The 25,597-nt window shown below is 71.7% G+C and carries 25 protein-coding genes and 1 riboswitch; of the genes, 15 read left to right on the forward strand and 10 right to left on the reverse strand.

Going from position 1 to position 25,597, the window contains the following annotated elements; genetic code table 11:
• Nucleotides 1–133 precede the first annotated feature (133 nt).
• The 5 genes from ACFYYF_RS12125 to ACFYYF_RS12145 all read left to right on the forward strand — a co-directional run bounded on the left by ACFYYF_RS12125 (nucleotide 134) and on the right by ACFYYF_RS12145 (nucleotide 6,087).
• Nucleotides 134–826: a helix-turn-helix domain-containing protein gene (locus ACFYYF_RS12125; RefSeq protein ID WP_388774173.1), complete on the forward strand. Its 693-nt coding sequence runs from the start codon at nucleotides 134–136 to the stop codon at nucleotides 824–826.
• 71 nt (nucleotides 827–897) lie between these two features.
• Nucleotides 898–1,338: a pyridoxamine 5'-phosphate oxidase family protein gene (locus ACFYYF_RS12130; protein WP_388774175.1), complete on the forward strand. Its 441-nt coding sequence runs from the start codon at nucleotides 898–900 to the stop codon at nucleotides 1,336–1,338.
• Nucleotides 1,339–1,494: 156 nt separating this feature from the next.
• On the forward strand, nucleotides 1,495–3,753 hold the full coding sequence (pflB, locus tag ACFYYF_RS12135) for a formate C-acetyltransferase (protein ID WP_388774177.1): 2,259 nt from the start codon (nucleotides 1,495–1,497) through the stop codon (nucleotides 3,751–3,753).
• A complete protein-coding gene (gene pflA, locus ACFYYF_RS12140) occupies nucleotides 3,750–4,487 on the forward strand; it encodes a pyruvate formate-lyase-activating protein (protein ID WP_388774180.1) in 738 nt (245 codons plus the stop codon). Before pflB ends, pflA begins: the two co-directional genes overlap by 4 nt.
• A 58-nt stretch (nucleotides 4,488–4,545) precedes the next feature.
• Nucleotides 4,546–6,087 (forward strand): hypothetical protein, encoded by a 1,542-nt coding sequence (locus tag ACFYYF_RS12145; protein WP_388774183.1) that lies wholly within the window; start codon nucleotides 4,546–4,548, stop codon nucleotides 6,085–6,087.
• 95 nt (nucleotides 6,088–6,182) lie between these two features.
• Here the strand turns inward: ACFYYF_RS12145 and gndA are convergent, their stop codons facing one another.
• The 3 genes from gndA to ACFYYF_RS12160 form a co-directional block, all read right to left on the reverse strand.
• Complete coding sequence (gndA, locus tag ACFYYF_RS12150) at nucleotides 6,183–7,625, reverse strand: NADP-dependent phosphogluconate dehydrogenase (RefSeq protein ID WP_388774185.1); 1,443 nt, start codon at nucleotides 7,623–7,625, stop codon at nucleotides 6,183–6,185.
• 172 nt (nucleotides 7,626–7,797) lie between these two features.
• Nucleotides 7,798–8,595, reverse strand: a complete 798-nt coding sequence (gene thiD, locus ACFYYF_RS12155; RefSeq protein ID WP_388774187.1) for a bifunctional hydroxymethylpyrimidine kinase/phosphomethylpyrimidine kinase — start codon at nucleotides 8,593–8,595, stop codon at nucleotides 7,798–7,800.
• A gap of 66 nt (nucleotides 8,596–8,661) precedes the next feature.
• Nucleotides 8,662–10,062 carry a purine-cytosine permease family protein gene (locus ACFYYF_RS12160; protein ID WP_388774189.1) on the reverse strand — a complete coding sequence of 467 codons (1,401 nt, stop codon included), beginning with the start codon at nucleotides 10,060–10,062 and terminating at the stop codon, nucleotides 8,662–8,664.
• A riboswitch (TPP riboswitch) is annotated at nucleotides 10,054–10,148 on the reverse strand. Its footprint overlaps the gene before it by 9 nt.
• Nucleotides 10,149–10,496: 348 nt before the next feature.
• Between ACFYYF_RS12160 and ACFYYF_RS12165 the strand changes: the two genes are divergently transcribed.
• From ACFYYF_RS12165 to ACFYYF_RS12175, 3 genes are all read left to right on the forward strand, one after another.
• On the forward strand, nucleotides 10,497–11,330 hold the full coding sequence (locus ACFYYF_RS12165) for an alpha/beta fold hydrolase (RefSeq protein WP_388774191.1): 834 nt from the start codon (nucleotides 10,497–10,499) through the stop codon (nucleotides 11,328–11,330).
• Nucleotides 11,331–11,610: 280 nt separating this feature from the next.
• The gene (locus tag ACFYYF_RS12170; RefSeq protein ID WP_388774193.1) at nucleotides 11,611–12,978 is read left to right on the forward strand and encodes an RICIN domain-containing protein; all 1,368 of its coding nucleotides are present in this window, start codon (nucleotides 11,611–11,613) and stop codon (nucleotides 12,976–12,978) included.
• Nucleotides 12,979–13,126: 148 nt separating this feature from the next.
• The gene (locus tag ACFYYF_RS12175) at nucleotides 13,127–13,735 is read left to right on the forward strand and encodes a hypothetical protein (RefSeq protein ID WP_388774195.1); all 609 of its coding nucleotides are present in this window, start codon (nucleotides 13,127–13,129) and stop codon (nucleotides 13,733–13,735) included.
• A 22-nt stretch (nucleotides 13,736–13,757) separates the two neighbouring features.
• Here the strand turns inward: ACFYYF_RS12175 and ACFYYF_RS12180 are convergent, their stop codons facing one another.
• Nucleotides 13,758–14,132, reverse strand: a complete 375-nt coding sequence (locus ACFYYF_RS12180) for a hypothetical protein (protein ID WP_388774197.1) — start codon at nucleotides 14,130–14,132, stop codon at nucleotides 13,758–13,760.
• 232 nt (nucleotides 14,133–14,364) lie between these two features.
• Here ACFYYF_RS12180 and ACFYYF_RS12185 point away from each other — a divergent pair, with 232 nt between their 5' ends.
• Complete coding sequence (locus ACFYYF_RS12185) at nucleotides 14,365–14,859, forward strand: hypothetical protein (RefSeq protein WP_388774199.1); 495 nt, start codon at nucleotides 14,365–14,367, stop codon at nucleotides 14,857–14,859.
• A 52-nt stretch (nucleotides 14,860–14,911) separates the two neighbouring features.
• Here ACFYYF_RS12185 and ACFYYF_RS12190 read toward each other — a convergent pair whose 3' ends face one another.
• Nucleotides 14,912–15,100: a hypothetical protein gene (locus ACFYYF_RS12190; RefSeq protein WP_388774201.1), complete on the reverse strand. Its 189-nt coding sequence runs from the start codon at nucleotides 15,098–15,100 to the stop codon at nucleotides 14,912–14,914.
• Nucleotides 15,101–15,338: 238 nt separating this feature from the next.
• Between ACFYYF_RS12190 and ACFYYF_RS12195 the strand changes: the two genes are divergently transcribed.
• Nucleotides 15,339–16,016 carry a DUF4232 domain-containing protein gene (locus tag ACFYYF_RS12195; protein WP_388774204.1) on the forward strand — a complete coding sequence of 226 codons (678 nt, stop codon included), beginning with the start codon at nucleotides 15,339–15,341 and terminating at the stop codon, nucleotides 16,014–16,016.
• A gap of 85 nt (nucleotides 16,017–16,101) precedes the next feature.
• Here the strand turns inward: ACFYYF_RS12195 and ACFYYF_RS12200 are convergent, their stop codons facing one another.
• Together ACFYYF_RS12200 and ACFYYF_RS12205 are read right to left on the reverse strand one after the other, a co-directional pair.
• Nucleotides 16,102–16,560 (reverse strand): hypothetical protein, encoded by a 459-nt coding sequence (locus ACFYYF_RS12200; RefSeq protein ID WP_388774206.1) that lies wholly within the window; start codon nucleotides 16,558–16,560, stop codon nucleotides 16,102–16,104.
• A gap of 8 nt (nucleotides 16,561–16,568) precedes the next feature.
• Nucleotides 16,569–17,261 (reverse strand): phosphatase PAP2 family protein, encoded by a 693-nt coding sequence (locus ACFYYF_RS12205; RefSeq protein WP_388774209.1) that lies wholly within the window; start codon nucleotides 17,259–17,261, stop codon nucleotides 16,569–16,571.
• 418 nt (nucleotides 17,262–17,679) lie between these two features.
• Between ACFYYF_RS12205 and ACFYYF_RS12210 the strand changes: the two genes are divergently transcribed.
• Both ACFYYF_RS12210 and ACFYYF_RS12215 read left to right on the forward strand, forming a co-directional pair.
• Nucleotides 17,680–18,075 carry a VOC family protein gene (locus ACFYYF_RS12210; RefSeq protein WP_388774211.1) on the forward strand — a complete coding sequence of 132 codons (396 nt, stop codon included), beginning with the start codon at nucleotides 17,680–17,682 and terminating at the stop codon, nucleotides 18,073–18,075.
• 122 nt (nucleotides 18,076–18,197) lie between these two features.
• Nucleotides 18,198–19,262, forward strand: coding sequence for an adenosine deaminase (locus ACFYYF_RS12215; protein ID WP_388774214.1), 1,065 nt, complete (start codon nucleotides 18,198–18,200; stop codon nucleotides 19,260–19,262).
• Here ACFYYF_RS12215 and ACFYYF_RS12220 read toward each other — a convergent pair.
• Together ACFYYF_RS12220 and ACFYYF_RS12225 are read right to left on the reverse strand one after the other, a co-directional pair.
• Nucleotides 19,250–19,759, reverse strand: coding sequence for a DUF664 domain-containing protein (locus ACFYYF_RS12220; protein ID WP_388774217.1), 510 nt, complete (start codon nucleotides 19,757–19,759; stop codon nucleotides 19,250–19,252). The genes ACFYYF_RS12215 and ACFYYF_RS12220 overlap by 13 nt on opposite strands.
• A 152-nt stretch (nucleotides 19,760–19,911) precedes the next feature.
• Nucleotides 19,912–20,805, reverse strand: coding sequence for a LysR family transcriptional regulator (locus ACFYYF_RS12225; protein ID WP_388774219.1), 894 nt, complete (start codon nucleotides 20,803–20,805; stop codon nucleotides 19,912–19,914).
• 146 nt (nucleotides 20,806–20,951) lie between these two features.
• Here ACFYYF_RS12225 and mgrA point away from each other — a divergent pair, with 146 nt between their 5' ends.
• Nucleotides 20,952–21,944, forward strand: coding sequence for an L-glyceraldehyde 3-phosphate reductase (mgrA, locus tag ACFYYF_RS12230; protein WP_365485062.1), 993 nt, complete (start codon nucleotides 20,952–20,954; stop codon nucleotides 21,942–21,944).
• A 79-nt stretch (nucleotides 21,945–22,023) separates the two neighbouring features.
• Here the strand turns inward: mgrA and ACFYYF_RS12235 are convergent, their stop codons facing one another.
• Nucleotides 22,024–22,401, reverse strand: coding sequence for a nuclear transport factor 2 family protein (locus ACFYYF_RS12235; protein WP_388774386.1), 378 nt, complete (start codon nucleotides 22,399–22,401; stop codon nucleotides 22,024–22,026).
• Between the two features lie 368 nt (nucleotides 22,402–22,769).
• Here ACFYYF_RS12235 and ACFYYF_RS12240 point away from each other — a divergent pair, with 368 nt between their 5' ends.
• Nucleotides 22,770–23,180 (forward strand): hypothetical protein, encoded by a 411-nt coding sequence (locus tag ACFYYF_RS12240; protein WP_361682420.1) that lies wholly within the window; start codon nucleotides 22,770–22,772, stop codon nucleotides 23,178–23,180.
• Between the two features lie 68 nt (nucleotides 23,181–23,248).
• A complete protein-coding gene (locus ACFYYF_RS12245) occupies nucleotides 23,249–25,591 on the forward strand; it encodes an FHA domain-containing protein (RefSeq protein WP_388774222.1) in 2,343 nt (780 codons plus the stop codon).
• The last annotated feature ends 6 nt before the right edge of the window (nucleotides 25,592–25,597 follow it).

The raw sequence follows: 25,597 nt of genomic DNA on the forward strand, positions 1-25,597 counted from the left end.
TTGATTCGTGTACCGAACAAGCCGTTGACGGGGCGATGTCCGTCTTGGCCGTCGGGACGCCCCACTCGTCGGGACACCCTCGCGTGGAGCCCTCCGCCCGCCGGGACGCCCCGCCGGAAGGATGGTGCTGGTCATGTCCGAGCAGACACGAAGCGTCATGGCCGAAGAGGCTCGACGGGCGACCGGGGCCGGCGATGTCGGGAGGCGTATCGCCGCGCGGCGCGCGGAACTCGGTATGACCCGGCAGGACGTGGCCGCCCGCGCGGGCATCGACGCCGGCTATCTCCAGTACGTGGAGCAGCAGCCCAGCGCGGCCCCGGGGACGAGCGCCCTGATCAGGATCGCGGACGCCCTCGACACCGGCGTCGCCGCACTGCAGGGGGGCGGGGCCGGTCTGCCGCCGGGCGTCGGCCGGGCGGCGGATCACTCGGAGCTGATCGAACTCGATCCCGCGGAGTGCCGGGCCCGGCTGTCGACGCACGGCGTCGGAAGGGTCGCCGCCCACGGTGCCGACGGGCTGGTCGTCCTACCTGTCAACTACAGCGTCGCCGACGGGTCGGTCATGTTCCGGACGGCGCCCGGTTCGGTACTCGCCACGGCGGTCGGGGCCCGGGTCGCCTTCGAGGTGGATCACGTCGACGAGGCCCTCAGCCAGGGCTGGAGCGTCCTCGTCCAGGGACGTGCCCGTGCCGTGATCGATGCCGACGCCGTCCGGCGGCTCGACGCCCTCGCCTACAGCCGTCCCTGGGCCGGCGGCGCGGAACGCGACCTGTGGGTGCGCGTCGACGAGGAAAGGATCTCCGGCCGCCGGATCGCCGCACACTGACGTCGCCCGGCCCTGAACCGCAGGTCGCCGTACTGCTGTGTCGCTCCGAAGGGTGAGAGTTGGCTCCGGTGATGAATCCCGACGACGGCTTTCGTGAACTCGGCCGGCAGGAGTGCCTGGACCGGCTCGGCGGCGCGCCGATCGGACGGGTCGTCCACACGCGGGACGCCCTGCCCGCGGTCCTGCCGGTCAACTTCCGTCTCGACGGCGAGTCCGCCGTCGTGCTGCGGACGGCGGCCGACTCGGAGCTGGCGCGGTCCATCGACGGTGTCGTGGTGGCGTTCGAGGCCGACTCGGTGGACGCGGCCGCGCACTCCGGCTGGAGCGTGGTCGTGACGGGCCGCGCCCTGGTGGTGAGCGATCCCGCCGAACACGACCGCCTCACCCGGACCGGACCCCGGTCCTGGGCGGCCTCGCCCCACGACGTCTTCATCCGGATCGCGTCCGAACTCGTCACCGGACGCGAGCTCGTCGCAGGGCGCACACTGTACGGCGTCGACCTGCCCACCTGAGGTGAGCGGGGGCCGAACGGCCCCCGGACCGGGGGCCTTCGGCGCCCTCGCAGGTACTCTCCGGCCCTCGCCGGAACCACCGCGCAGGACAAGCATCGAAGGTGCGGAACGTGCGCAGAGCGCAGACCATCCGACACTGTGCGAGGGAGACCGGCGATGACCACAACGGTGACGGCCGACAGCCGGACGGCGGAGGCTTGGCAGGGCTTCGGGGGAACGCCGTGGCGCGAGCGGATCGACGTGCGCGACTTCATCCAGGCCAACTACACCCCGTACGAGGGCGACGCGGCCTTCCTGACCGGGCCGACGGAGCGCACCCGGGCGGTCTGGGGCAAGCTCGGTGCGCTCTTCCCCGAGGAGCGTGCCAGGGGAATCCTCGACGTCGACACGGCGACCCCGTCCACGATCACCTCGCACGCCCCCGGATACATCGACCGCGAGCGGGAGTTGATCGTCGGCCTCCAGACCGACGCGCCGCTGAAGCGCGCCATCATGCCGAACGGCGGTCTGCGCATGGTCGAGAACGGACTGAAGGCGTACGGCTACGAGCCCGACGCCTTCGTCACCCGCGTCTTCGGCACCTACCGCAAGACCCACAACGACGGCGTCTTCGACGCGTACACCCCCGCCATGCGCGCCGCCCGCAAGGCCGGCATCATCACCGGCCTGCCGGACGCGTACGGCCGGGGCCGGATCATCGGCGACTACCGGCGTGTGGCGCTGTACGGCACCGACCGGCTCATCGCCGCCAAGAGGGCCGAACGTGCCGTACTCGACGCCGCGCCGTCCACCGAGCACATCATCCGCGACCGCGAGGAACTCGCCGAGCAGATCAGGGCGTTGGGCGAACTGACCCGGATGGCCGCCACGTACGGCTGCGACGTCGCGCGTCCCGCCGCGACCGCGCACGAGGCCGTGCAGTGGCTCTACCTGGGCTATCTCGCCGCCGTGAAGGAGCAGAACGGCGCCGCCATGTCCCTGGGCCGCACCTCGACGTTCCTGGACGTCTACCTCCAGCGCGACCTGGCCGCCGGGCTCCTGGACGAGACCCGTGCCCAGGAACTGATCGACGACTTCGTGATCAAGCTGCGGATCGTACGGTTCCTGCGCACCCCCGAGTACGACGCGCTGTTTTCCGGCGACCCGACCTGGGTCACGGAGTCCATCGGCGGCATCGGCGAGGACGGCCGCCCGCTCGTCACCCGCACCTCGTTCCGCTTCCTGCAGACCCTCTACAACCTGGGACCGGCCCCCGAGCCCAACCTCACCGTCCTCTGGTCGCCCCGACTCCCGTCCGGGTTCAAGGAGTTCTGCGCCCAGGTCTCGATCGACACCAGCGCCGTCCAGTACGAGTCCGACGAACTGACGCGCCCCCGCACCGGAGACGACACCGCGATCGCCTGCTGCGTCTCCGCGATGACGGTCGGCCGGCAGATGCAGTTCTTCGGCGCGCGCGTCAACCTCGCCAAGGCACTGCTGTATGCCGTCAATGGCGGCCGGGACGAGATGACCGGCGAGCGGATCGCCCCCGAGACCCCGGCGCTGACGGGGGAGTACCTGGAGTACGAGGAGCTGTGGAAGGCGTACGACGTCACGCTGGACTGGCTGGCGGAGACCTACGTCAACGCGCTCAACGTCATCCACTACATGCACGACAAGTACGCCTACGAGCGTGTCGAGATGGCGCTCCACGACCATCCGGTGCACCGCTTCATGGCCTGCGGCATCGCGGGCCTCTCCGTGGCCGTCGACAGCCTCTCGGCCGTCAAGTACGCCCGGGTCAGGGTGATCCGCGACGAGAGCGGTCTCGCCGTCGACTACGAGACCGAGGGCGCGTACCCGGCGTACGGCAACAACGACGACCGCGCCGACGCCATCGCGGTCGCCCTCGTGGACTCCTTCATGACGAAGGTGCGCGAGCACCCCACCTACCGGGACGCCGAACACACGCAGTCGGTGCTGACGATCACCTCGAACGTCGTCTACGGCAAGCACACCGGCAACACGCCCGACGGCCGCCGCGCGGGGGCGCCCTTCGCGCCCGGCGCGAACCCGATGAACGGCCGTGACCGGCACGGGGTGGCCGCCTCGGCGCTCTCCGTCGCCAAACTGCCCTACGAGCACGCCCGCGACGGCATCTCGCTGACGACGACGATCACCCCGGAGGGCCTCGGACACGTGCCCGGCGAGCGCGCCGGCCATCTGGTCGGCATCCTCGACGCCTACACGGCCGCCGGCGGCTTCCACATGAACGTCAACGTCCTGGACCGGGCGACCCTGGAGGACGCGATGGAGCACCCGGAGAAGTACCCGGAGCTGACCATCCGGGTCTCCGGCTACGCCGTCAACTTCGTCCGCCTGACCCGCGAGCAGCAGCTCGACGTGATCAGCCGCACCTTCCACGGAACGCTGTGAGGACCGCCACCACGGGCCGCATCCACTCCTGGGACCTGTCCACCGGCGTGGACGGCCCAGGGACCCGGTTCGTCCTCTTCGTCAACGGCTGCCCGCTGCGCTGTCTCTACTGCGCCAATCCCGACACCTGGCACCTGCGCGACGGCCGGGAGGTCACCGTCGACGAGGTGATGGCGGAGATCGGGAAGTACCGGTCGTTCGTCACCGCCGCCGGGGGAGGGGTGACCGTCACCGGTGGCGAGCCCCTGCTCCAGCCCGCCTTCACCGGTGCGGTGCTGCGCCGCTGCAAGGAGGCGGGACTGCACACCGCCCTGGACACCTCCGGTTTCCTCGGCGCCCGCGCGGACGACGAACTCCTCGCGGACACCGACCTGGTGCTGCTCGACATCAAGTCCTTCGACGTCGCCGCCTACCGCGAGCTCACCGGCGGCGAACTCGCCCCGACGCTCGACTTCGCCACCAGGCTCGACCGGCTCGGCATCCCGGTGTGGATCCGCTATGTCCTCGTCCCGGGCCGCACCGACGCCCCCGGGCCCATCGACGGACTCGCCCGGTTCCTCTCCGGGCTCGGGAACGTCGACCGCGTGGACGTCCTCCCCTTCCACACGATGGGCGCCCCCAAGTACGAAGCCCTGGGCATCCCCTTCCTCCTGCGCGACACCCCCGTGCCCGAACCGTCGCTGACCGAACGCGTCCGCAACCAGTTCAGGGCCCACGGACTCGCCGCGCAGTGATCCCCGCGCCGGGAAAACCCCGGGCCGCTCCACCGCGGCCCGAGGCAGGATGCCTCCTGTGAACCACGCCCTGAGCGGTCTCGCCGCCAACTCGGCTTTGCCGACCGAACTGGTCGACCGGCTGATCGCTGTCGCGGACACCGACCTCGCCGATGACCTCGCGGACCGGGAGGACCTCAGCCACGCGCAGGCGGTCGCCCTCCTCCAGCACGCCCCCGAGTGCGGCGTGCGGCTCGCCCGCGCCGGGAGGCTGACAGCCGCGGACGTCGATCCCGTGACGCGGCCGGACATCGCCCTCGCCCTGCTCGACGAGGGGTCCGGCAGCCCGGAGTGGGCGCGCCTCCTCGCGGCGGACCCGGTGGCGCGACGCCGGGAGAAGCTGGCCGCCTGCCCCGGCCTCCCGGCCGACGTGGTGGACAGGCTCGCCACGGACCCGGATCCGACGGTCGTCGCGGAACTCGCCCTGTGGACCACACCGGAGACGGCCGCGAGGCTCGCGGTGCATCCGCACGCCGAGGTACGCCGCGCGGTGGCGTGCAACGAGGCGACACCCCCGGACGTCCTGGCCGCGCTCATCACCGGCGAGGGACTGCCGCCCGCGCGGCACTGCCTGGTCTGCGACCGCGAGGCGACCCCCTTCACCCACGATCCCGAGTGCTCCCGGACGGACTGCGATCCGGGACCGGGCGCCTCCTGCGACGGCTCCCACGAGTCCACCGTCCACGTGCTGCGGGTCGCGGCACTCGGCAACCCGGGCACCCCCGTCGAAGCGGTCGTGCGTTTCGCGGACCACCCTTCGACGCTGCTGCGCTGGACGATCGCCGCCCGTGAGGATCTGCCCCCGCAGGTGTGCGCCCGGCTCGCCGCGGACCCCGTTCCCGGCGTCCGTGCCGACCTCGCCGAGAACCCCGCGACCGGCGAGGACGTCATCCGCGTCCTGGCGCGGGACCCGGACATCGCGGTGCGCCGTAGCCTCGCCCGGCATCCCCGTGTCCCGCTCGACGTGCTCACCGAACTGGCCCGGACCGCCAAGGTCGGGGCCACGCAGCTTCCCCGTGTCGCCGCCGCGACTCCCGCCGAGATCGAGGACCTGGCCCGGTCGCCGGACCCGGCGGCCCGCGTGCTCGCGGCCCAACGCCGTGATCTGCCGCCCGGGACGCGCGACGCGCTGGCAAGTGACCCCGACGCGAGGGTGGTCAAGGCCGTCGCGCCGCACCCGGGCCTCACCGAGGGGCAGTTGAGGGCCATGGTCGACCGGCACGGACGTCAGGTCCTGGCCCGGGTGGCGGCCAACCCCGGTGCGACTCACGGGTTGTTGGAACACCTGACGCGCCAGGCACCGCCGGTGCGGAAGGCCCTCCGGGAGATCGCCGGGCACCGCAACGCGACGGCCCGGGCCCTGTCGGCCTGCCTCGCGGACGACCGGGCGAGGCGCGTGACAGCTGCTCACCCGGCCCTCCCGCCGAAGGTGATCGTGGAACTGCTCTCCGACCCCGACCGGCAGGTGGCGGAGGCGGCGGCCGCCGACCCCTCGCTGCCGGCCGCGGAGATGGCACGGCTCGTCACCGGGCTCGACGGGTCCCGCACGAGCGCGGGTTGAGACGCCAGGCCGTCACGACGAAGCGGGCCGCACATCCGTCACCACGGATGTGCGGCCCGCCCCGCGCTCACTCGTCGCCCGTCAGGGGGCAGAGATCACAGCATCTCGGTCTCACCGCGGGACGCCTCGCCCCACAGCGTGTGGAAGCTGCCCTTGCGGTCGGTGCGCCGGTAGGTGTGGGCACCGAAGAAGTCGCGCTGGCCCTGGGTGAGGGCGGCCGGCAGCCGGTCGGCGCGCAGGGTGTCGTAGTAGGACAGCGCCGCGGAGAACGCGGGTACCGGGACGCCTCTGCGGGTGGCGATGGAGACGACCTCGCGCCACGGGACCTGGGCGTCCTTGATCTCGGTGGCGAACCCGGCGTCGGACAGCAGGCTCACCAGGCCCGGGTCGACGGCGTACGCGGCACGGATACGGTCGAGGAACGCCGCGCGGATGATGCAGCCGCCGCGCCAGATCTTCGCCACCTCGCCGAGGTCGATGTCCCAGCCGTACTCGGCGGCGGCGTCCAGGATCATCTTCCAGCCCTGGTCGTAGGCGATCAGCTTCGATGCGTACAGGGCGTGTTCGACCTGGCTGGTGAAACGCTCGGCCTCGGTCCCCGACAGGTCCCAATGGGTGCCGCCGGGCAGACCGCGGTAGGCGGAGCGCAGTCCGTCCTGGCTGGAGGCGGCGCGCGCGAAGGTGGCCTGCGCGATGGCGGTGACCGGGGAGCCCAGGTCCAGGGCGGTCTGCACGGTCCAGCGGCCGGTGCCCTTCTGTCCCGCGGCGTCCACCACGACGTCGACGAACGGCTGCCCGGTGGCGGCGTCCGTGTGCGCCAGCACCTCGGCGGTGATCTCGATGAGGTACGAGTCGAGGCGGCCCTTGTTCCAGCGCCGGAAGATCTCCGCTATCTGCGGCGGGGTGTAGCCCCCGACGCGCCGGAGCAGGTCGTAGGCCTCGCCGATCAGCTGCATGTCGGCGTACTCGATGCCGTTGTGGACCATCTTGACGAAGTGACCGGCGCCGTCGGTGCCGATGTGCGTGGCGCAGGGCTCGCCGTCCACCTTGGCACTGATCGACTCGAACATCGGGCCCAGCGAGGCGTACGACTCGGGGGAGCCGCCGGGCATGATGCTCGGCCCGTTGAGCGCGCCCTCCTCGCCGCCGGACACACCCGCGCCGACGAAGTGGATGCCGCGCTCGCGCAGCGACTGTTCACGCCGGCGGGTGTCGGAGAAGTGGGCGTTGCCCCCGTCGATGATCATGTCGCCGGTTTCGAGCAGCGGCGCGAACTCCTCGATGACGGCGTCGGTCGCGGCACCCGCCTGCACCATGATCATGAGGCGGCGGGGACGCTCCAGCGCCGCCACGAAGTCCTCGGCCGACTCGGCCGCCACGAAGGCGCCCTCGTGCCCGAACTCCTCGACCAGTGCCTTGGTGCGTGCGGGGGTGCGGTTGTGGACGGCGACGGTGTAGCCGTTCCGGGCGAAGTTGCGGGCCAGATTGCGGCCCATCACGGCGAGCCCTGTGACGCCGATCTGTGCGGTCGCCTTCATGGTGTGCTCCTTGGATCCGGATCTGCCGGTCCGCGTACCTGACGGGCGGGCAGACGACTGTCGCTGTGCCGATCAGTACGCCGCCAGGAGCCCGGGTGTTCACCTTTCGGGGCAGGACGTGTCCGGGACGCCGGAACGGGTGCCGGGCGCGGGGTGCCGGGCCGCGCCGAGGTCAGCCGTCCCTGCGCAGCCGCCATCCGTGGTCCACCGGTCCGATACCGGCACCGAGGGAGAAACCGGCCTCGATCGCGCCGGTCACGTACGCCTTGGCCCGGCGTACCGCCTCCGGCACATCGAGGCCCTCGGCCAGGCCCACCGCGACGGCCGAGGCGAGCGTGCACCCCGTGCCGTGCGTGTGCCGGTTGTCGTGGCGCGGCGCGCGCAGCCAGTGCTCGGCCGTTCCGTCGGTGAGCAGATCGACTGCCTGACCCGGCAGATGACCGCCCTTCACGAGCACCCAGCGGGGACCGAACGCGAGCAGCAGACCGGCGGCCCGGCGCATGTCCGCCTCGCCGTCCACCTTCACACCGGTGAGCTGCGCGACCTCGTCGAGATTCGGGGTGGCCACGGTCGCCCGCGGCAGCAGCCGGGTCCGTACGGCGTCCAGCGCGTCGTCGGCCAGCAGCCGGTCCCCGTGCTTGGAGACGCTCACCGGGTCCACGACGACTGGCGCGCCCACGTCGGACAGCAACTCGGCGACGGTGGCGACGAGTCCGGGCGAGGAGAGCATCCCCGTCTTCACGGCCTGCACGCCGATGTCGTCGACCACACTGCGGTACTGGGCCCGTACCGCCTCCTCGGACAGTTCCCAAGCCCCCTGCACACCCACGGAGTTCTGCGCGGTCACGGCGGTGAGCACGCTCATCCCGTGGGCGCCCAGCGCGAGCATGGTCTTGAGGTCGGCCTGGATTCCTGCGCCGCCGCCGGAATCGGATCCGGCGATCGTCAGGACGCGGGGCGGGGTGGGCATGGTGCTGTTCCTCTCGGATACGGCTCCCGGCACGAAGGCCGGGACCGGCGGAGCGACGGTCGGCCCTCAGGCGCGGCGGCGCAGCCGCAGCGGGGCGTAGAGGGCGAGGGCGACGAGGAACGCCACGTAGTAGGAGAGATCGGCGCCGTGCAGCGCCTCGGCCACCGGACCGACGTACAGGCTCGTGTCCATGAACGGCACGGCCGCGCCGAACGCCGCGACGAAGGCCACCAGTGACGGCCATCCGGGGAGCGGACGGGACATCTCGGCGGCGACGTCGACCGGGGCGCCCGCGCGCTCCCGCCCCCGGGCGATCCAGTCGACGACGACGATCGCGACGAACCCGGGGATCCAACAGCCCACGAACAGCAGCACGTTCTGGAAGCGTGCCGTGGTGTCGGCGGCGTGCATCCAGAGCACCAGCGGGAAACCGAGCACCGCGGCCAGGGCGGCGGCGACCGGTCGCGGTATCCGCACGCCCAGGGTCTGCAGGGCCAGCGAACCGCTGTAGTCGTTCATCGCGTTGCTGCACACCGCCGCCACTGCCACGGCCAGCAGCCCGAACGCGCCCGGCGCGCCGCCGCCCAGCAGCGCGTCCACACCCGCCGCCGTCTGGTCGGTCAGCACCGACGCGCCCCACAGCCCGAGGACCTGCACGGCGACGAAGGACGCGACGAGCCCGAGCAGGGTGCACCAGAACATGCGCGGGCGGGACGTCGTGCGGGGCAGATAGCGGCTGAAGTCACCGGCGTACGGCGCCCAGGACAGCGACAGGCTCAGCGCGATGGTGCTGGTGAGGACGAACGCGCCCGCCCGGTCGGCGCCGGTCGCGGACCCGGTCGCGGCCGGATGGACGCCGTCGAGCATGCGCCAGGCGATCACCGCGAAGGCCACGGCGAGCACGAACGTCATGACGATCTGGAGGCGGTGGACGGCTTCGTAGCCGAGGACGCCGAGCGCCCCCTGGGCGGCCATCATGACCAGGACCCCGAGCCAGAACGGCCAGCCGCACAGCCGCGCCAGCGCGTCCCCGCCGAACAGGCCGATCAACGCGTCCCAGGCGACCGAGGACAGCCACTGGAGCGCGCCGGGCAGCACCACGGACCGGCCGAACGCGAGCCGTGCGAGGGGGAGTTGGCCGGTGCCGGTGAGGCCGCCCCAGGTGCTCAGATAGGCGGTGGGCAGAGCGCCGAGCACGGTCCCGAGGACGACCGCGGCGAGCGCGGTGGTGAAGTCCAGGCCGAGCGCGATGCCGATCGTGCCGGTGAACACGCCCGTCATCGTCAGGTTCGGGGCGAACCACACGGTGAACAGGCGCCCCGCCCCGCCGTAGCGGTTGCCCTCGGGGACGGGCTCGATGCCGTGACCCTCCACGCGGAGGTCGCCGGGTGCGGCCGGCATCCGTCCGTCGAAGACGGCGGGCCGGCTGTCGGCGGGCAGCCCGCCGGAAACATGCGCCAATGGCATGGAAGACATCCCTCCGCCAGTATGAACTGGTTCAGGTTCGACGGGTGTGATCTCAGCCCTCGGACGGGGCACCCCGTGTCCGGTACGACGGACACACTAACCGCTCCCGGCGACGGAGCGGGAGTGGGTCCCGCCGTCAGAACCCGAGCTCAGCTCGCTGTACGACGTCCGCGCCGCCGGAGGGGTACACACCGGACCCTCCGGAAGCCTCTCGGGGCCAGGAGCCCCGGGCCCCTCCGCTCGCGTCTCGCCAGGGGTTCAATCGCCGGGGCCGGCACGCGCCCGCGCGCGCTCCGGTTCATTCGAACGGCGCGGGCGGACCGGTTCGCAGCGCGGCGCGTGCCGCCCCTCGGTACTGTCGGAGGTGATCGCCGCTCGCTCTCCGCGCCCGGGTGCCCGGACCCCGGTGGCAGGGCGGAAGGAGGCAGGGTGCCGTGACCGTGATCTCCCTGAAGTCCGCGCAGCTGCGGGAAGGTCTCACCCTCCCGTACGCCGAAGCCGGCTACCCCAGTGGTACGCCGGTCGTCTTCGTGCACGGTCTGGCCGACTCATGGTGGTCCTTCGAGCCCCTGCTGAGGCGCCTTCCGGCGTCCCTGCACGGATACGCCCCCACACAGCGCGGGCACGGCGACGCCGACCGGCCCCCGGAGGGCTACACCCCCGACGACTTCGCCGCCGACCTGGTGGCCTTCCTGAACGCGGTCGACATCCCCCGGGCCGTCCTGGTCGGGGCGTCCAGCGGCGGCGTCCCGGCCCGGATCGTCGCCGGCAGCCACCCCGACCGCATCGCGGGCCTGGTACTGCTCGGCGTCCCCGGCACCCTCGCGGACAAACCGGCGGTGACCGACATGGTGACGGCCATGGAGGACCTGGCCGATCCGGTGCCGCGGGCGTTCGTCGAGGACTTCCTCGCCGGCACCGTGGCCCGCCCGATCGCCCGGGGGTTCGTCGAGACGATGGTGGAGGAGAACCTGAAACTTCCCGCGCAGGTCTGGAAGGACACCGCCCGCGGTCTCCTCGACGCCGATCTCCGCGCCACCCTCGGGGGCATCCTCGTGCCCACACTCGTCATCTGGGGTGAACAGGACGAATTCCTGCCGCGCGAGGACCAGCAGACGATCCTGGACGCCGTCCACGGCGCCGACTTCCTCGCCTATCCGGGGACCGGGCACTCCGTCCACTGGGAACAGCCCGAACGCGTGGTCGCCGACATCACCGCGTTCGTCACGCGGATCGAGCACCCCGGCACGCGACCGGGCGGCGCCTGACCCCGGCCGGCGGGCGCACGCAGCACCACCGATCCACGCGGCGACCGCGATCCGCCGGTCCCTGGCAGCGATCGCGATCCGCCGGTCCCTGGCAGCGACCGCGCTCCGTCGGCCCACGGACCGTCGGCCCACGGCAGGGACCGCGATCCGTCGGTACGCGGCCACGAGCGCGATCCCCGGCCCCCGGCCACCGTCCATGACGCGATCCGTACCGTCACCACCTCGCCGACAGGTCTCCCCATGGCATGCTCATGCTCCCCACAGGAAGGGATCACGTGCCATGAGACCGAGCCGACGCTCCCTGCTCGCCGCCACCGCCGTACTGGGATCCGTTGTCGCCGCCCCCGCGCCCGCGGACGCCGCCGAAGTGCCCACCGCGGGCTCCTTCTACGTCCAGAGTGCCGTCACGGGGCTGAACGCCGCCGACAGTGCGGGAGCGGTCGTCCAGCACAACCCCAAGGGCAACGAGGACCACCAGCAGTGGACCCTGCGCCAGACCGGCACCTCCTTCGTGCTCGAAAGCGCCGACGCGGCCGGAAGCTGCCTGGGCCGCTCGGGCGACCAGGCCCGGACCGTCGCGTGTACGAGCACGGACGCCACCTGGGAGGTGACGCCGAGCGGCACCGACCGGTACGCCCTCAAAGCCCCCGGAACGGACAGGTACTTGACCGTCACCGACAAGTCGTCGGGCGCCAACTACCCGGCCCAGTTGGCGGTCGGCGCGCCGGGCGCCCTCGCCTCCTGGTACCTCACCCCGGTCTCGCCCGCGACCCGGCCGATGCCGTCCCAGGACCAACGCACCCTGGACCAGGTCACGTTCCTCACCACGCACAACGCCTACGCGAACGGGGTCGACGGCGGCTTCGCCCCGCCCTTCGTCAACCTCGTGCCCAATCAGAAGCGCGGCATCAACCAGCAACTCGCCGACGGCGTCCGGGGGTTCATGCTCGACCTGCACCAGACCCCGGACGGCGCGATCCTCTGTCACAACAGCTGCACCCTCGTCAGCCGGCCGGTCGCGCTGTGGGTCGACCTCCAACGCATGGTCGACTTCCTCAAGCAGCACCCCGACCAGTTCGTCACCGTGTTCCTGGAGGACTACGTCGACCCGGGCGTCCTGCGCGCCGAACTCGCCCGGGTGAACGGCCTGTCCGACGTCCTCTACCGTCCCGATCTCACCGGCGTGCGCGAGCACGGCTGGCCGAAGCTCGCCGATCTCACCGCGGCCGGACACCGCCTGCTCATCTTCACCGACCACAGCCGTTCGTCCGACGAGTCCGCGGGACTGACCCGGGACAGCTTCGGTGTCATGTACCAGCGCGAGTGGACCGTGGAGAACTACTGGTCCATGGGTTCGGGCCTCGGCTCCTCCGACTGGTCCTGCTACAGCCGTTGGTACGGCGCGGACACGAACGTCCCGCTCACCCGCACCGAGCCTGCGTTCCGGCCCCTCTTCGTCATGAACCACTTCCGTGACGTCACCATCTCGGGGACCGCCGGTACGGACAACACCAAACTCGCCGACCGGGCCCGCCGCTTCTGCGAGCCGGCCGCCCGCAAGAAGCCGAACTTCCTGGCCGTGGACCGTTACGACCTGGGCGATCCCGCTTCCGCGGTGAACACCCTGAACACGTACGTGTATCCGTAGCCGCACGCGACCCGCGGGCCGCGCGGAGGCCTCGCCCGGGGAGGGACCGCCGAGGCGGGGCTCGCGGGTCGCGACGGGGGCACGGCCCGAAGGCGGATGTCAGTGCCCTGAGGCAGGATCCACCTCCGGACAGGAGAGGGGATCAGTCATGGGTATGGGTTACAAGACGTCCTGGCTCGCCGTGCCCGGCGCCGGCAGCGGGGCGGTCGCCGACGCGCTCGGACTGGTCGGGCGCGTGGCGATGGACTGGGAGACGGGAACGGAAACGGCGTACAGGCGGGGTGTGTTCGTGGCGTCCCCCGTGGACGGCTGGACGTTCGCCCACGGCCGGATCCACCTCGACCACGGACGCGAGGACGACGGTCCCGCCGTCCTGGACTGGCTCGGGTCGCTCGGCCGGCGCCTGGGCGACCTTCAGTACTTCAGGACGGACCGCATCGGCGAGTGTCACGCCTGGGCGAGAGTCGAGGCCGGCCGGGTCGTCCGGGCCTACTCCTACAACGGCTGCACCGGTGACGTGCCGCTGCGACTTGGCGAGCCCACCGAGATCGAGAGCCGGCTCGGCGTCGGACACAGGGGGCTGGAGGAAGGACGGGAGAACTGGGGCAACGCCGAATGGGACGACTGGCACGCCGCCATGCCGAACGAGCAGAACGTCATGGCCATCGCCCGGAACTGGGGAATCTGCCCTCTGGAGATCCCGGAAGGGGCACCCGTGGCCGACGGTGTCCACGGGCTGCCCCCAGGTGTCGAATGACCGGACCGTCGCCCGACCCGGGTCAGCGCCAGGTTCCGTGGACCCGCTGCACCTCGCCGAGGTACTGCGCCAGTTGGAAGCGAACTTCCTCGACGACCCCGTGTTCGCGGTCCGGGTACATCAGACCGGACCAGACGACCGTCTCGCCCCGGAGCCGCACGGTGATGGTGAGTCCGGCCCGGTCCGGCCCGGGCCCGCCGAGGTCCGCGATCCTCACCTCACGCGGCGCGTCCGTCGGGTGGAGCGGTCCGCCCGGGCGGAGGAGCCGACGGGGGTGCAGGCCGAGCGCGCCGCCGTCGCTGCGCGTCACGAGGTCGAGTCCGTCGACGAAGAGGTACGTGTGCACATCGGCGCAGGCCGGCGGCCCGGGGCACGTGCCGATCAGCAGGGTGCTCACCGCGGCATCGCTTTGACGGCGGGACATCCCGGCCCGAAGCCCACGCGGGGCTCTACGCGGCATCGGCCTCATATGACGTCATGGGCCGATGATAGCGACCGTGCGGCACCTCTCAGGCGGCCGTGGAGGCGGGAGCCCGACGAGACGGCAGCGGACACCGGTTGTCCATCGGTATCAGGTCGAGACGGTCGCCGGGGTGTCGCCGTGCGCCTTTCCTCCTAGACTCCGCAGGATGAAGTGGGGGCGTTCCATCGGAGTCGTCGTTCTCGCGCTCCTGCTGAGCGCGTGCGGTGCGCAGTTCACTCCGCTGTTCGTCGCGAGCGGGAGTTCCGGTCCGGTGATCGGCTGGCGTGAGTGCCCGGGCGCGAAGTACGACGGCATCACCGAGGTCGCCCTGTACCGGTGGGATCGCGACGGCACCGCCGACGATCCGGGCGAACTGCTGTGGCACATCAAGGCATCCGACGGGGTCGCCCTCCACCGCATACGCCTCGGGATCGCCCCGCAGGGCTTCACGACCCGGCACCCCCTGGCCGTCGAGCTGGAGCCCACCTCCACGTACGCGCTGCGCGCCAACATGTCGTCGGACGATCTCGTCTCGGGATTCCTGACCTTCCAGCCGCGCCAACTGGCCGCCGGCCGGGTCGTCTTCAGCGACGGCGACGAGGAATCACGAACGTCGTACGAGGACAGGGACAACGAGGACTTCGGCTGCTTCAACGACTGAAGCCCGCTCTGCCGGGGCGGGCTTCGGTGAGGACACGGAGGGCAGCCGGGCCTCACACCACGTCACTGGTGAAGCCCCCCAGCACGATGAAGAGCGCGGCTTCGGCGGCGCCGAGAGTGGCGCCCAGCAGGTCGAGCAGGGCAAGCGTCACGAGGATGATCAGCACGATGGTCACAAGTCTCCGCGCCGACCAGGTGACCGCCTCGCGCAGCCTGCCCCGTGCTGAGCCGTCGTCAGACATGCACCCTCCCTCGCGCGGACCGTACAGCGTGGACGACGCATCCCCTGCGACATCGCCAAGGCCCCCGGTCGCCACCGCCACGGATACAGCCACCCGCCACCGGCACGGACACCGACATCCCCGCCGTCACAATGTCACGAACCTGTTCGAAGACCGCTCCCGCTCCGTGCGATCAGTCGGCAGCGCGCCTTCCATAGGGCACGATCACCGGGACATTCCGAATCCCGGGGGACTTCTCATGGCTCACTCAGTTCGTTCACGCCGTACCGCCGCCGCGCTCGCCGCTCTGTCGATCGGCATGCTCGCCCTGACCGCATGCAACGGCGACGCCGACAACGACGTGGCCGCCCCGGGCAAGCAAGCGAGCCCTTCCGCGACGGGCAAGGGCAAGGGCACCGACACGCCCTCGTCGGCCGCACCGGGCGACGGCGGCGGCAGCGGGAAGTCCTCAGCCAGCCCCAGCCCCAGCACCCCGGCGTCGTCGCCGGAGCCCGGCTCCGACGACGATCAGGACGGAGGCGTCGGCATGTGCGAGACGGCCGACCTCACCTACAAGGTCACCGTCGCGTCCAGGCCGGTCAACCACGCCTTGCTGGCCGCGAGCAACAAGGGCAGCGACCCCTGCCTGCTGTCGGCCAACGAGCTGGTGATCACGATTCCGGGGCTCGACGGCGCCGCCGAGCACATGGGCCCCGAGGGCAAGGACTGGATCCTGAAGCCCGGCGAGAGCGCGTACGCCGGGATCCTGTTCTCGCGCGCCGACACCGCGGGCGGCAAGAGCGCCGACAAGGTGGAGGTGGCACTCACCGCTGCCGAGAGCCCGACGACCGTTCCGATCAACGGTGGCCCCGTCACCGTCAACGACGGTCAGGTCACCAGCTTCTTCGGTACCGCCGAGGACGCGCTGACGTACTGATCCCCGCCGGATCCGGCCGCCACCGGCAGCAGCCCGTCGTGACGCACGACGTCCGGCCGCGCCGGTGGCGGCCGTCCGTCGTACGTCAACGAGGAACGGAGCCCGGCGAACGACCGCGTTCGCCGCCGCCTCTTCCTCCTCGCCGCGCCCACTGCCGCACCTTCACGACGGCGCGCTCCTTGTGCATCCGTGTCGAGGAGAACTCGCCGCCGCTCGTGACGAATACCGTCAACGGAGTCCATCGCCCGCGACCGTTGCGGGACGTCCACCGCACGGCCGGGAAGTCGGTGACCTCGGTGATGTCCCCTCGGTCGATGACCCGCGTGCGCAGGTAGCCGCGAATGGTGATCCGCGCGTGGTCGTACGTCACACCGAGCCGGTACCCACGGACGGCCAGCACGGCGAACCCGACCACGACCGACACCGCGAGCACCCGATGCACCCCGCCGTCGGCCTGCACGGCATACCCGACCCCGGCAACCCCCGGAACGACTCCGATCCCACTGTTGGCCAGACGGTTACGGGTCGACAGCCTCTCCTCCATGACCTTCCTCAAGTGATCCGAGCGGGGGCGCAGCCTACAGCCCGGCCGTCCTCGGGTCCTCGCGGGTCGGGGAGGAGTCGCGTGGCCGCGTACACGAGCAGGCTCAGCCAGCAGAGGGCGAACAGCCAGCCGCCGACTATGTCGGAGAACCAGTGAACGCCCAGGTAGACGCGGGACAGGCCGACGAGTACGGCCCAGCAGCCGATCAGCAGGACGAGCACTCTCCTGGACTGCGGGGCGCGGGCCAGTACCGCGAGGACGAGGATTCCGCCCGCGACGGCCGAGGTCGTGGTGTGACCGGAGGGGAACGACCAGCCCGAGGCATGGGTGGCCCAGTTCGCCACAGGGGGCCGGGGACGGGCGACGAGTGACATCACCGCGAACCGCACGGCCTGCGCGGCCGCCAGAGCGCACACGCAGGCCGTGACGGCGGCGACCCGCTGCCGCGCCGTCCGGCCGAGGAGGAGACCGGCCAGGACGACCAGCGCGTACGGGACGACCCCGGTGCCCGTGTACGTCACGCCGCGCGCCACGGCGAGCGCCACGTACGGGCGGTGCCCGAGCGACCAGGAGGCGAGCCCTCTGTCGCCCGGCAACGGAGCGCCCTCGTGCGAGGACACGACCAGCGTCAGCACCACGAAGGCGATCAGGCTCCCCAGCGCGGTCGCCGCGGCGAGCCTGCCGGTGTCCTCGCGCTTCACGGCCGGGCCAGGACGGCGTGGGCCTTGCGCGCGGCTGCGACGCCCGGGGCGGCGGACATGGATGTGGCCCCTTTCCTCGTCGGGCGCGCACGCGGCAGGACACCTCGCCCGCACCCGTTCTCCCTCGGCGATTTCGTCTACATAACTGTAGACGAACGGCGCCCGGGATCGTTCCCGGATCGTCCCGCGGAGATCGGCTTCCTCTCAGCCTGCGGTGCCCGGCGCCCTGCCGCCGCCCGGCAAGAGCCGGGTGCCGTCCGGCAAGGGGGCGGGGTACCGCGCGGCCCCCACCGTCAGGCGGAGCCGCGGCTCTCCGGTGCGGACGGGGTCGCGCTCCCGGCGGCCGTCGACGGCGGCCCCTGGCGTCCCACAGGGAATGCCGTACCCTACGTGTTACGTATAACCCTGGAGAGCCCCGATGAGACGCATCGCCCTGGTCACCCTCGTCGTCGACGACTACGACGAGGCCATCCGCCACTACACCGAAGCCCTCGGTTTCCGCCTCGTCGAGGACACCCCGCGGCCCGACGGCTCCCGCTGGGTCGTGGTCGAGCCGGGCGGCGCGGACGGCGGCGGAACCGGACTGCTGCTCGCCCGGGCCAAGAACGAGGCACAGCGCGGCCGGATCGGCGACCAGACCGGCGGACGCGTCGGCTTCTTCCTCCACACCGACGACTTCGCCCGCGACCACGCCAGGATGCGCGCGGCCGGCGTGACCTTCCTGGAGGAGCCGCGCCACGAGGCGTACGGCTCGGTCGTCGTCTTCCAGGACCTGTACGGCAACCGCTGGGACCTTCTCCAGCCCGCGGACTGACCCGGCCTCCCGCACCCCCCGTGCCCCGGCGGGCCCGCACTCCGCGGGCGCCGCCGCACCGGCACACCCCCACGCTCCTCCGCTCCCTCCCGCTCCGAACGACCTCACGAGGAACACCGCACATGACCGCGCCCCGCATCGACGCCGACACCATCCGCCGCCTGCCGAAGGCGGTCCTGCACGACCACCTCGACGGCGGCCTCCGCCCGGCCACCCTGGTCGAGCTGGCGGAGACCGTCGGCCACACCCTGCCCACCACGGACCCGCAGGAATTGGCCGCCTGGTACTACGAGGCCGCCAACTCCGGCGACCTGGTCCGCTACATAGCCACCTTCGAGCACACCCTCGCCGTGATGCAGTCCCGCGAGGGCCTGCTGCGCACGGCCGAGGAGTACGTCCTCGACCTGGCCGAGGACGGTGTCGTCTACGGCGAGGTGCGCTACGCGCCCGAGCTCATGGTCAACGGCGGGCTGGCCCTGCCCGAGGTCGTCGAGGCCGTGCAGGAGGGCCTTGCCGCCGGTATGGCCAAGGCGGCCGCCGCGGGCACCCCCGTGCGCGTCGGCACCCTGCTGTGCGGCATGCGGATGTTCGACCGGACCCGCGAGACCGCCGACCTCGCGGTGGCGTTCCGGGACGCCGGGGTCGTCGGCTTCGACATCGCGGGCGCCGAGGACGGCTTCCCGCCCGCCGACCACCTGGACGCCTTCGAGCACCTGCGCCGCGAGAACGTCCCGTTCACCATCCACGCCGGCGAGGCCCACGGTCTGCCCAGCATCCACCAGGCGCTCCAGGTGTGCGGCGCCCAGCGCATCGGTCACGGCGTCCGCATCACCGAGGACATCGTGGACGGCAAGCTCGGCCGCCTCGCCGGCTGGGTGCGCGACCGCCGGATCGCCCTGGAGATGTGCCCGACCTCCAACCTCCAGACCGGCGCGGCGACGTCCGTCGCCGAGCACCCCATCACCGCCCTGCGGGACCTGGGCTTCCGCGTCACCCTCAACACCGACAACCGTCTGGTGTCGGGGACGACGATGACCCGGGAGATGTCTCTGCTCGTCGAGGAGGCGGGCTGGGGCGTGGAGGACCTGCGCACCGTGACGGTGAACGCGGTCAAGAGCGCGTTCATCCCCTTCGACGAGCGCAAGGCCCTCATCGAGGACGTCGTCCTTCCCGGTTACGACATCTGAACCAGCCCGCGTACGTAGGCGGCCTGTCCGACGTGCTGGAGATCGTCGGACAGGACGCTGACCAGGCGGACGCCCAGCGTGACCGGCGGGTCCCAGCGTTCGTCCACGACGCGCTCGAAGTCGTGGGCGGCCAGCCCGCCGAGGTAGTCGAGGGTCCGTGCGTGGACCGCGTCGTAGTAGCCGAGCAGCAGGTCGCCCGACTCCACCCGGACCCGGGCGACCTTCGCGGACGTGTGGCCGTACCCGGTGTCGCCCCGCGGCAGGTCGAGCGCGAAGCGCTTCGCCCAGTCGTCGGTGAGCCACAGCTGCTCCGTGCCGGCCGCGTCCGCGACGTGGTCGTCCTGGATCCGGGTGAGGTGCCAGACCAGCCAGGAGACCGAGTTCGCCGTCTCCGCGGGGCGGGCGTTGAGGGCCTCCGGCGCGAGGCCGCCGACAGCGGCATGGACTTCTTCCCGGATGCGGCCGAACCCGTCGATGAGGATGTCCTTGGCAAGCATGGGACCACCATCGCGCATCGCGCCGGTCCCTGCGTCCGGAACCACCTACGCCGGCCATGCGGAACCACTGGCCCCGGCGATGCGTAACCACCTACCCCGGCAATGCGGAACCACCGGCCCCGGCATCCGGGACCGTAGGCGCCCGCGACGGCTCAGACGTCGTCATGGGAGGCGTCGAGCAGTGCCATCAGGGCCCGTGCGGCCGGGCTCGTGGCCTCCTCCGGCGGCAGCATCGCGACGGTCTCGTACGACCCGTCCGAGACCCCCTTGAAGGGCAGCGCGGTGAGAGCGCGGGCCTCCGGCTTGTGACCGAAGTGGCGCGGTACGACGGCGACCCCCAGCCCCTCGTGGACGAGCTCCAGGAGGCTGTGGACGTCGTTGACCTCCAGGGCCACCGTCCGCTGCACGCCCGCCGCCGCGAACGCCGCGTCGGTGGTGCGCCGCGGCCCCCAGTCGGGGTGGAAGTCGACGAACGCCTCCTCGCCCAGTTCCCCGGGCGTGACCACGGCGGCGGCCGCGAGCGGGTGGTCCGGGTGGCACAGCACGGTCATCGGCTCACTGGCCAGCGGCACCGACCGCAGATGCTCGGAGTCGGCACGGGTCCGCACCGCGAAGGCCAGGTCGAGACGACCCGCCGCGACCTCCTCCGCCAGCGCCTCGGAACCCGCCTGGCGCAGCCGGATCTCCACGTCCGGATGGCGCCGCCGGAAAGCGGCGAGCAGCGTGGCACAGTGCACGCCGGCGATGCATTGTTCGGTGCCCAGGGACAGCGTGCCGCGCAGCACCCCCTGCACGGCGGCCACGGCGTCGTGCGCCGACCGCACCTGGGCGAGTATTCGTTCCGCCTCGACGAACAGGGCGCGCCCGGCCTCCGTGAGGGTCACCCGGCGGGTCGTACGGACGAAGAGCGGCGCCTGCAGCTCCCGCTCCAGCGCCCGGATCGACGAGGAGAGGCCCGACTGCGACACCATCAGTCGCTCCGCCGCCCGGGTGAAGTGCCGGTCCTCGGCGACGGCGACGAAGTGCTGAAGATGACGCAGTTCCATGACAGGCAAGAGTAAGGGGCGATCGGCGGCGCCCCGACCGATTGAGAAGCGGGATCGCTCAATGCCATCCGATCCTCCCGTTGGACCGCCGCCCACCGGGCGCGCGAGAGTGGAAGCCTGTTTCCCCGGCCTCACAGGAGTACGCGTTGTACACCCCGCACCCCGATCGTTACGCGGACATGCCCTACCGGCGTACCGGACGCAGCGGCCTGAAGCTCCCCGCGCTGTCGCTCGGCCTGTGGCACAACTTCGGCCCTGACCGGCCCGTGGACGTCCAGCGCGCGATCCTGCGCCGTGCCTTCGACCTCGGCGTCACCCACTTCGATCTGGCGAACAACTACGGCCCGCCGCCCGGCGCCGCCGAGTCCGCCCTCGGTGACGCCCTGAAGGCGGACTTCGCGCACCACCGCGACGAGCTGGTCGTCTCCACCAAGGCCGGCTATCTGATGTGGCCGGGCCCGTACGGCGAGTGGGGCTCGCGGAAGTACCTGCTGTCCTCGCTCGACCAGAGCCTCGGCCGGCTGGGCCTCGACTACGTCGACATCTTCTACTCGCACCGCCCCGACCCGGAGACTCCGCTGGAGGAGACGATGGGCGCCCTGCACTCGGCGGTCCAGCAGGGCAAGGCGCTGTACGTCGGCGTCTCGAACTACTCCGCCGAGCAGACCCGTGAAGCCGCCCGGATCCTGGCCGAGCTGGGCACCCCGCTGCTCATCCACCAGCCGCGCTACTCGATGCTCGACCGCCGTCCCGAGGACGAGGGTCTGCTGGACACGCTGGACGAGCTCCAGGTGGGCTCCATCGCCTACTCGCCGCTGGAGCAGGGCCTGCTCACCGGCCGCTACCTGGACGGCATCCCGGAGGACTCCCGGGCAGCGAGCGACAGCCCGTTCCTGAGCGCGGACACGGTCACCGAGGACCTCGTGGGCCGGCTGCGGACCCTCGACGAGATCGCCAAGTCGCGCGGCCAGTCGCTGGCCCAGCTCGCGCTGGCCTGGGTGCTGCGCCGCGGCCGGGTCACCTCGGCCCTGGTCGGCGCCAGCAGCCCGCGGCAGCTGGAGGACAGCGTCGCCGCCATCGGCAACCTGGACTTCACCGAGGACGAACTCGCCCGGATCGACGCGGTGGTCAAGGCCTAGCGTCCACGGCACCCGGCGCCGCCACGACGGCACACCGAGGTCCCCGGCGCGCGACCGCGCCGGGGACCTCGGTCGCGTGTCAGGCCGGGACGCGGTCCAGGAATCCGTGCACGCTCCGGATCCGGCCCTCGCCGTCCAGGACGATCACGTCGAAGCCGGCGACGGGCGCCGGGCCGTCCGTGCCGTCGGCCAGCTCCCAGCCGAAGCGGGCGATGTCGTGGTGGCCGTCGACGGCGCCGAGCGGACGGAAGACGAAGCCGGGGAACCGCTCGTGCGCCGAGGCGATCAGAGCCGTGATCTGTTCGTGCCCGCGGACCTCGGCCAGCGGGTCGGTGTAGGTGCCGTCCGGGATCCAGGCGGCGGCCACCGCCTTCGACAGGGCGTCCGGCCCGCTCGCGTTCCAGGCCTCGAAGTAGCGGTTGACGGCGGTCTCGTAGCGGTGGGTGTTCGCGGACATGGTGAACCAGCCTCCGTCGGGGAACGTATCCATGGTCAAGGTCCGTGTCCCGGGCCGGTGTCGGCCGCCGGGACGCGATACGCCAACCCTGGCGGGCGCCGCGCGAAGCGTCGATTACCTGGCGGGTCATGCCGGAGCCGGGGTGCTCCCGGAGGCCGGAAAAGCTGTCGTCGCCCTTTCGGCCACCCGCGGCGGTGAATATGCCAAGAGACTGGCTGGATTCACATGGTGACAGTGTGTCAGTAGTGGCGATACTCAATCAGTAGGGCAATTCAACCAAGCCCGTGCAATTGCACGGAGCAACGCCCAAGAGCCGCACGGAAAGCGAGGCCGGAACCGGCGACGAGCGACGCCAATGGGGGAAGATCGTGCACGACGAATTCCTGTGCCACGTCACCGCGTACGGCATGTGCGGCGGTCAGCGAGTCGGCGTACCCCTCGGCACCTATCGTGCGCCGACCCTGGCGCTGGCCCTGTGGTGGATGCGGGACCGCGCGGCCTGGATGGCCGAACGGCTCGATCCGCAGCCCGAGGACCCCGCCTTTCCGCCCAACTCGATCGCCCCGGTGGGCGAAGGCGTCCCCGACGTCCCGACGATGCTGCGCGCGTGGTGCGGTGACTCGGAGCAACAGGAGCTGGTCGCCGAGGAGTTGGCCGCGGGCAAGCTGGTCCGGATCTCCACCAGCGACGACACCACCGAATACGAACTGCTCGCCGAATCGGTGGACGCGCTGCGCATGCACCGTACCGCCGCGGTGCTCGGGATCTCCGCCGCCTGACCGTCCGGGCGCCCCGGCCGCCGGACGCTGATCAGGCGCGTACGAGGGCGAATCGTTAGAATTCTGGCATGGCAGAGAGGCCTGTCGCGGCAACCGCACCCGAGCTCGTCCTCGAAACCGAGACGGGCTCTACGGTGATGACTCCGAACCACGATTACCACGTCGGGCGTGATCCGCTGTGCGACGTCGTGATCGACGACGTCCGGGTCTCGTGGCACCACGCGGTGCTGCGGCCGCACGCCGATCACTGGACGCTCGAGGACGAGAACAGCACGAACGGAACGTACGCCGACGGCCGCCGCGTCCACGAATGGGGCGTCGGACCCGGCAGCGTGATCCGCTTCGGGAGTCCCGCCGACGGCCCGCGCGCCGTCCTCGTCAGCCGCCCGCCGCCGGTCGCGGAGCGCCCCTCGGCCGTCTCCATGCCGGCCGCCACCAGCACGTTCAGACAGCCGACCACCGTACGGCCGCTGCCTTCCCGCACCGTGCGCATCGGCCGCGGCCCCGACAACGACCTCGTCATCGACGACCTGATCGTCTCCCGGAACCACGCCGAACTGCTCGCCCGGCCCGACGGGACGTACGAGATCGTCGACCTCGGCAGCCACAACGGCACGTTCCTCAACGGACAGCCCGTCGAGCGGGCCCTGGTCACGCCGGGTGACATCGTCGGCATCGGGCACTCCGCGTTCTGCCTCGTCGGGGACCAGCTCCAGGAGTACGTCGACAGCGGCGAGGTCTCCCTCGACGTGCAGGACCTCGTCGTCCAGGTGGACGGTGGCCGCAAGACGCTGCTGGACCAGGTGTCCTTTCCCGTCGGCGAGAAATGTCTGCTCGCCGTCGTCGGTCCGAGCGGCGCCGGGAAGTCCACCCTCCTGAACGCGCTCACCGGACAGCGGCCCGCCGACCACGGCACGGTCCTCTACGACGGCCGTGACCTCTACCGCGACTACGCCGAACTGCGCCAGCGCATCGGTCTCGTCCCGCAGGACGACATCCTGCACTCCCAGCTCACCGTCCGCCGGGCCCTGACCTACGCCGCCGAACTGCGCTTCCCGCAGGACACCGCGAAGGCGGAGCGCCGGGCGCGGGTGGACGAGGTGATCGGCGAGCTGGGCCTGGAGCAACGCGTCGACCAGCCCATCCACAGCCTGTCGGGCGGACAGCGCAAGCGCGTCAGCGTGGCCCTGGAACTGCTCACCAAGCCGTCCCTGCTCTTCCTGGACGAGCCGACCTCCGGACTCGACCCGGGCATGGACCGCTCGGTGATGCACATGCTGCGCGGCCTCGCCGACGACGGCCGCACCGTCATCGTCGTCACCCACAGCGTGCTCAGCCTGGACGTCTGCGACCGGCTGCTGGTCCTCGCGCCCGGCGGCAAGGTCGCCTACTACGGGCCGCCCGACGACACCCTGCCCTTCTTCGGATACCGGCAGTGGCCCGAGGCGTTCGAGGCCTTCGAGCGCGACACGGACCGGGACTGGGCGGGGGAGTACCAGGACTCGCCCTTCCACCGTCAGTACATCGACAAATCGACCTCGCAGCCGCACATGCCGGACACGGCCACCGGAGCGCTCGTCGGACCGCCTCCGAAGGCCCAGAGCTGGGGCTCCCAGCTCCGCACCCTGGTCCGCCGCTACGCCGCCGCGCTCGGGGCCGACCGGACCTTCCTCGCCATCATGATCGCCCTGCCGTTCGTGATGGGTGTGATGGCGCGGGCGCTGGCCGGCGGCAAGCTGACCCAGGAGACGGCGATGAACGCGCTGCTCATCCTGTGCGTCGGCGGCGTGCTGACCGGCGCGGCCAACGCCGTGCGCGAACTCGTCAAGGAACGGACGATCTACCAGCGAGAACGGGCCGTCGGTCTGTCCAGATCGGCGTACCTGATGTCCAAGGTCGTCGTCCTCGGCACCATCACCGTGCTCCAGGCCGTCGTGCTCACCCTCGTGGCCCTGTTCGGCGTCGACCTCAACGCCCCCGGCGGCGAAGGCGTTCTGATGCCACCGCTGCTCGAGATCACGCTGGCCGTGGCCCTGCTCGCCTTCACCGCGATGATGCTCGGCCTCCTCGTCTCCGCCGTGGTGCGCAAGGAGGAGGTGACGATGCCGCTGCTGGTGCTGCTGGCCATCGTCCAGGTGGTGTTCTGCGGCGCCCTGCTGAAGCTGCACGGCGTGCCCGGCCTCGAACAGCTCTCCTGGCTCGTGCCCTCCCGCTGGGCCCTGGGCGCGATGGCCGGGACCATCGGACTCGCCCGGATCGTGCCCGGCGAACTGACCGGCGACCCGATGTTCCGGCACACGACCGGTGCGTGGCTGATCAACATGGGCATGCTCGTGGTGCTCTCCGTCGTCTTCGGCTGGCTGGTGGCCCGGCTGCTGCGGCGGCACGAGCCCGCGGTCATGCGGAAGTAGCCGCCG

Origin of the sequence: Streptomyces sp. NPDC001914 (assembly GCF_042891215.1) — a bacterium.
GTDB lineage: Bacteria > Actinomycetota > Actinomycetes > Streptomycetales > Streptomycetaceae > Streptomyces.